5 protein-coding genes are annotated in these 6231 nt (G+C 59.1%); all 5 read left to right on the top strand.

Annotated features, from left to right (window positions below):
- Nucleotides 1-209, top strand: a 209-nt coding sequence (locus CMO28_RS15170) for a hypothetical protein (protein ID WP_296714943.1), incomplete at its 5' end; no start/stop codon positions are given.
- Nucleotides 209-1471, top strand: coding sequence for a DGQHR domain-containing protein (locus tag CMO28_RS15165; RefSeq protein WP_296714940.1), 1263 nt, complete (start codon nt 209-211; stop codon nt 1469-1471). The genes CMO28_RS15170 and CMO28_RS15165, both read left to right, overlap by 1 nt.
- Nucleotides 1472-1560: 89 nt before the next feature.
- The gene (locus tag CMO28_RS15160) at nt 1561-3219 is read left to right on the top strand and encodes a DEAD/DEAH box helicase (RefSeq protein ID WP_296714939.1); all 1659 of its coding nucleotides are present in this window, start codon (nt 1561-1563) and stop codon (nt 3217-3219) included.
- Entirely contained in the window at nt 3197-5032 is a 1836-nt protein-coding gene (locus tag CMO28_RS15155) for an ATP-binding protein (protein WP_296714936.1), read from the top strand. Before CMO28_RS15160 ends, CMO28_RS15155 begins: the two co-directional genes overlap by 23 nt.
- A 1-nt stretch (nt 5033) precedes the next feature.
- Nucleotides 5034-5981, top strand: coding sequence for a phospholipase D family protein (locus CMO28_RS15150; protein ID WP_296714934.1), 948 nt, complete (start codon nt 5034-5036; stop codon nt 5979-5981).
- Nucleotides 5982-6231: the final 250 nt, after the last annotated feature.

The following is a 6231-nucleotide window of genomic DNA, read 5'->3' as shown; positions in this document are numbered from 1 at the left end:
CGGATGGCTTTGGCATTCCTCCGCCTCGCCATGATCCGGATCATGATGCGGAGAATCGCAAGGAGCCGGAAATCATAGATAACTTCTCGGACGGACTCTCAGATGATTTGCAGGCGCTCGAAAAACAGCTCAATACGGCGCTGATGCCGCCATTCTCCGAAGGAGACCTTGAAGCCGATACAAAACAAAAACGGAGGGCGTTCAGGTAATGCCGAAAAAGCACAAAGAAATCGTACTGCCGGCTCTCCGTGGCGTCATGGGAGATTGGGTTTTCTACTCCTGCCTTATGAACGTGGGGGAACTGAGTTCGCGCGTCAACTACGCGAAGGAAATTCACGAGAACGAAGCGCTTTCGGACATGATACAACGACACCTCAAGAAAGGCAGGGCCGCACAGATCGCGGACTATCTCAAGAGACAGCCCGAGCGCTTCTTTAATTCACTTGTCATTGCCACATACGGCGGCCAACCGAACTGGCACGCTCTTTCGGATGTTCGGAGTAAGGCCGCCTCGGATGAGCTAAAGAACCTGACCGAGGATACGGTTTCCGCCGTCGGATTCCTGACGCTCACGGGGCAGGAGAAACTCTTTGCGCTCGACGGTCAGCATCGTCTGGCGGGCATCAAGAAGGCTGTGAAAGACGGCCTGGACAACGACCCCTATGACGAACTCTCCGTCATCTTCGTCGGACACAAGGACACCAAAAGAGGATTGGAGCGCACACGCCGCTTATTCACGACCTTAAACAAGACGGCACGGCCCGTTTCCAAAGGGGAAATCATCGCCCTCGATGAAGACGATGTCATGGCCATTTGCGTAAGGCGACTTATTGAGCAAACGGACCTTTTCGCCGACGATAGGATCGCTTTTGTCGCCAGCAATAACATGCCAACGGCCAACACGACGAGTTTAACGACAATCGCCAACCTCTACGACGTTCTGACAATTCTGTTTACCAACTCGCATTGGGACTTGAGAGAGCAGAAGGCAGATTTGCAGCGAGTGCGCCCAGACGATGAGACGTTGGATAAATATTTCAAGTTCGCGGAAACCTATTTCCTTCAACTCAGGAAGAATTTCAAAGCGCTAGACGAGTTTTTCAGCGCAAAGAACACCGAACCGGTGGTTAAGAAGTATCGCGGTAGCCACGGGGGCCACGTTCTCTTCCGTCCGATCGGACTGGAAATAATGACCCGTGTGATTGCCCGCTTCACGAAGGATATGAGCCTGGCGCGGGCCACCAAGCTCGCCGCCGAGCTGCCCGACAGCCTCAATGAAGAGCCGTTCCAGTGGCTGATGTGGGAGCCGAACAAAAAGATCATGCTCAATGGCCACAAGGTGACGATACGTGAAGTTCTTTTGTACATGGTCGGGAAGAATGCAAAAAACTACACCGAGGCGACACTACTTGACAGGTATCAAAGAGAAACCGGCGATGATACGGCGGAACTGCCTGAAAAGATCAGGTGAAACGTATGCCGCAAATCGGATGGGCGAGAATGGATACGAACGACATGAACACGAAAGGTCAGGCGCATCGCACCCGCCGTGAATGAACCATGACCACATCTACCGACACGCCGGACACCGCACCGGGCATCGCGCTTCAAACTCTATTGCGCAACGCCAAGGCATCGGCGTTGCGGGAGGTGATCGGTCCGTCGATCGTGGATACGCTTCAGGGGCTCGACCCCGAGCTGGATTCCGGCACGCGGCTCGGGGAGCTGGCCGCCAGCCTTGTCGAGCCCTCCGAGGCATTGCGCGATGCGGAGATGCGCGACCGCATCATCCGCATGCTGCCGTTACCCAAGGCGCGCGAGCTGGGCGGGCATCTCGGCGCGAAAGACGGCCGCACGCTCTACGACGATCTCTGCGCCGCCGCCGCGGACCCCGCGGCGCTGGCTGTACTGTACTCGTTCTTCGGCGTGGTCCGAGACGTTCGCGCGCCGGCGGACTCGTCACCGGACGCCATAAAGGCGGTTGCCGGTTACGCGCTGTTCGATCACCAGCGCGCCGCCGCCGAGCGTGTCGTGCACGCGTTGGCCGACGCGCCGCGCAAGGTCATTCTTCATATGCCAACCGGTGCGGGCAAGACCCGCACGGCAATGCACATCGTCGCGCAGCATCTTCGCCGGAGCGAGCCGACTGTCGTCTGCTGGCTGGCCCAAAATGCGGAACTTCTCGACCAAGCCGCCGACGAGTTTGAGAACGCATGGCGTTTCCTCGGCAACCGGGAAACCGGACTCGTCCGATTCTGGGGACACAGGAAACCGGGCGTTCTCGACATACAGGACGGTGTGATCGTTTCCGGTCTCGCCAAGATGTCCGCGCTCGACAGCCGCGATCCCGCAACACTGTTGCGTCTGGCCGACCGCGTCTCGTTGACGATTATCGACGAGGCCCACCAGGCGATTGCGCCGACATACGCGGCGATCCTCACGGCCCTTTACAGCAAACGGCCGCACAACGCCTTGCTTGGGCTGACGGCGACGCCGGGACGAAGCTGGTCGGATATCGGCGAGGACCGCAAGCTTTCGGACTATTTCGACGGCCGCAAGGTCACGCTCGAAGTCGAGGGCTACGACGACCCCGTCACCTTCCTGATCGACCAGAAGTATCTTGCGCGGCCGATCTTCCGCACACTGAATTCCGATGCAGGTCTCAAGCTGAGCGAGAACGATGTCAATGCGCTCTCGTCCGCAATCGACGTACCGGAGCAGATTCTGGAACGTCTGGGAACGGACACGCAGCGCAACCTGAGAATTCTGGCCGCTGTCGAGGACCTGATGACGCGGCACCGTCGCGTCATCGTGTTCGCGCCCTCTGTAGAGAACGCGCGCATGCTTACGGCTATCTTGTCCATACGCGGACATGAAGCATTCGTTGTGACAGGGCAAAGCAATACTGCAGAACGCGAAAGAATAATCAGGCGTTTTAAAAGTAAAGATAATCGCGCTATGGTGGTTGTGAACTATGGTGTCTTAACCACCGGATTCGATGCGCCCGCGACAAGCGCGGCGGTCATCGCACGCCCGACCCGGTCGCTTGTTCTTTACAGCCAGATGGTTGGCAGGGCGACACGCGGCACGCGGGCCGGTGGAAATGACGAGGCCGAAATTGTAACGGTTGTCGATCCGCACTTGCCCGGCTTTGGCAGCGTTGCCGACGCATTCAAGAACTGGGAGGACGTTTGGGATGAGCCTGACAGAAGCTGCTGAGTCGCAAAGGCTCGACGGAGAAATCATTCCGCCTGAACTGGCTGTCAAGGCCATGCGCGACAGCGGCTACAAGAACACCGCATACGCGCTTGCGGAGCTGATCGACAACTCCGTCCAGGCGAATGCAAGCAATGTTGAGGTGATCTGCTTTGAAGCGTACCGGCAGGTCAACGAACGCGCCAGCCGCAGGATTCAGGCAATCGGAATTCTAGATAACGGCGACGGCATGACGCCCGAGACGCTGCGTCTCGCCCTTCAGTTCGGAAACGGCACGCATCTGACGGACCGGAAGGGTATCGGCCGTTTCGGCATGGGCCTGCCGAATTCGTCGATATCGCAGTGCCGCCGGGTCGAAGTCTGGACGTGGCAGAACGGTCCCGACAACGCCATGTATTCCTATCTCGATGTAGACGACATCGAAGGGCGGCGGCTATATGCGGTTCCGGCTCCCGCGCACAAACCGTTGCCCGATGAATGGCGCGCCCGTTCCGACAACGTCGAGACGACCGGCACGCTCGTTCTCTGGAGGAATTTCGACGATCATCGCCTGAGCTGGCGCGGCGCGCTGGCGACGCTGCGCCATACGGAATCGCTTGTCGGACGCATGTACAGGAAGTTCATCGACGACGGGCGCCTGTCGATCCGGCTCCTGGCGTTGCTCGAAGGCGAGGATGAGTCGACCTTCGACGAGCCGGTGCGCGTCAACGATCCGCTCTACCTGATGCGCAATTCATCGACGCCGGCCCCGTTCAACACAGAGCCAATGTTTCAGCCCTGGGGTGACGCGGACGAGGTGTTCTCCATCGACTATGATGGTGCAAAGCACGATGTCGTGATCCGCATGAGCTGGGCGCGGGAGGAGACCGTTCCCGACGACAGGAGCGACCGCGGTCATAAGCCCTATGGCAAGCACGCCGCCAAGAACATCGGATTGTCCATCGTCCGTGAGGGCCGCGAACTGGACCTCGATCCCGCATGGACCAACAGCTACGACCCCACCGAACGCTGGTGGGGCGTCGAGGTCGAGTTTCCTTCAACGCTGGACGAGGTGTTCGGCGTTACAAATACCAAACAAAGCGCGACGATTTTCTCGCATATGGCCCAGTTCGACTGGAAGGCCGAAGCCAATCCCGGCGAATCGCGGTCGGAGTTTCAGGAGCGCATTCAGGGCGAAGGCGACCCGCGCGCGATCCTGCTGCCTATCGTGGATCACATACGCCAGCAAATTCCGGAAATGCGGAAACGGCTCAAGAAACAGAATGTCGGGCGTCGGACGAAAGATGATCGGCATGACGAGCCGGATGTTTCCGACCTGGCCACGACGAAATTTCGCGAACGCGCAGAACAGGGACACGAGACCGACTCGGACCGTGAAGAGTTCACGGAAGAGGATCGCGACAATCTCGAAAAAGACCTTACCGAAGATAAACACTACCGGCAGGATGTCGCGCACGAAATCGCCCAAGCGACATTCACGCGCAAGCGGAAGGTCCTGTTCCTTGAGAAGGCGATGGAAGGCTATGCCTTCTTCAATGTCGAGCACAAACAGGGCGGGCTGACCGAAGTCGTTTTCAACAGCAACCATCCCTTTTACGACCAGCTCATAGCGTCGCTGCGGCCCGAGATCGGCGACGAAACCGACGCCGAGTTGATGGAGCGGATACACACGGCGGCCGACACGCTGGAACTGCTGTTCGCGGCATGGGCGCGCTACGAAATGGAGGAGGTGCACCAGAAGAACAGGCTGTTCGAGATGCGGCAGGAATGGGGAAAGATGGCGCGCTTCTTCCTCGCGGAAGAGGACGACGAATGATATGGCGGTTGTCCTTCCCGGCGACGGGATTCTCGAACTTGTCAGGGCCGCAAACGACCGGGTGGTCATAGCAGCGCCCTATATAAAATCCCCGACCCTGCGCCGGTTGCTCGATGCCGTTCCCGAAACGGTGTCCGAATGCATCTGCATCACGCGCTGGCTTCCCGAAGATATTGCCTCCGGTGTCTGTGATATCGAAATTCTCGACGACGTTGCACAGGCGCGCGGCGGTCGCCTTCTGGTGCATCCTCACCTGCATGCAAAATACTATTCCAATGGTCGGGGTTCTCTGGTCGGTTCCGCCAATCTCACGGCGCGGGGCCTCGGCTGGCACACCCCATCCAATGTCGAGTTGCTTGTTGCCCTTCCGGCCGAGTTCGCGGGGCTGGCTGAATGGGAACAGTCACTGCTGGGCTCTGCTGTGCAAGCCACCGAAGAGTTGCGCGACCGCATTCGCCGCCAGGCGGACGCCCTGAAAGAGGACGACACCCCGCGCCGTCTTCCGGAAGTCGAAGACGATGCTGCGATGGAGGCGGAGCAGACATTGTGGGTGCCGCAATGCCCGACGCCGGACCGCCTCTGGCAGGTCTATCGCGGGCGCGGCGCCGATACGATGGTGAGCAGCGCCTTCGAGGCGGCGCAGGAGGACCTTGCGGCGCTGTCTCCGCCGCAGGGGCTAACGCAGGATCTGTTCACCGCCTATGTGGCGGGCATATTGAAACAGATGCCGTTGCTCGTCGAGATAGACAAGCTGACATCCGCCGGTTTGACGGACGCAAAAGCGTACGAGTTTCTGGCCGACCGCCTCGGCGGCACGGATCAGGAAGATGACTTCGACGGGGTCTGGCGCGTCGTCAAACAATGGCTCGTGCATTTCTTCCCCGATACCTACAGGCTGGAAACCGGACAGGAAGTGTTGGTTAAGGGCAGGGAGTTACCGCGACGTTGACCCGTACTCTCCATTAAGGCCAACGAGGCGGCACATCTGATGGTCTAGCTGGGCCGCCGCTAAACAAGGTCGGTAACGAAATCATCCCATCATGCCGCTGCTTGGAAAAGGCCCTGCTGATATCGTTGGTTGCGTGCCCCCGCAACCAAGTTTCCAGCAAACGCCGCCCCGGCATCTCGCCGCGGGCGGCGTTGCTGCGTTCGGCGCCCCGCACTCTCTCTTTCTCTCTCCCTCGCCAGACGGGGCAGGG

Source organism: Tistrella sp., from assembly GCF_002684955.1.
GTDB lineage: Bacteria > Pseudomonadota > Alphaproteobacteria > Tistrellales > Tistrellaceae > Tistrella > Tistrella mobilis.
The sequence above is the reverse complement of the archived record's forward strand: the minus strand, read 5'-3'. Positions and strand labels throughout refer to the sequence as shown.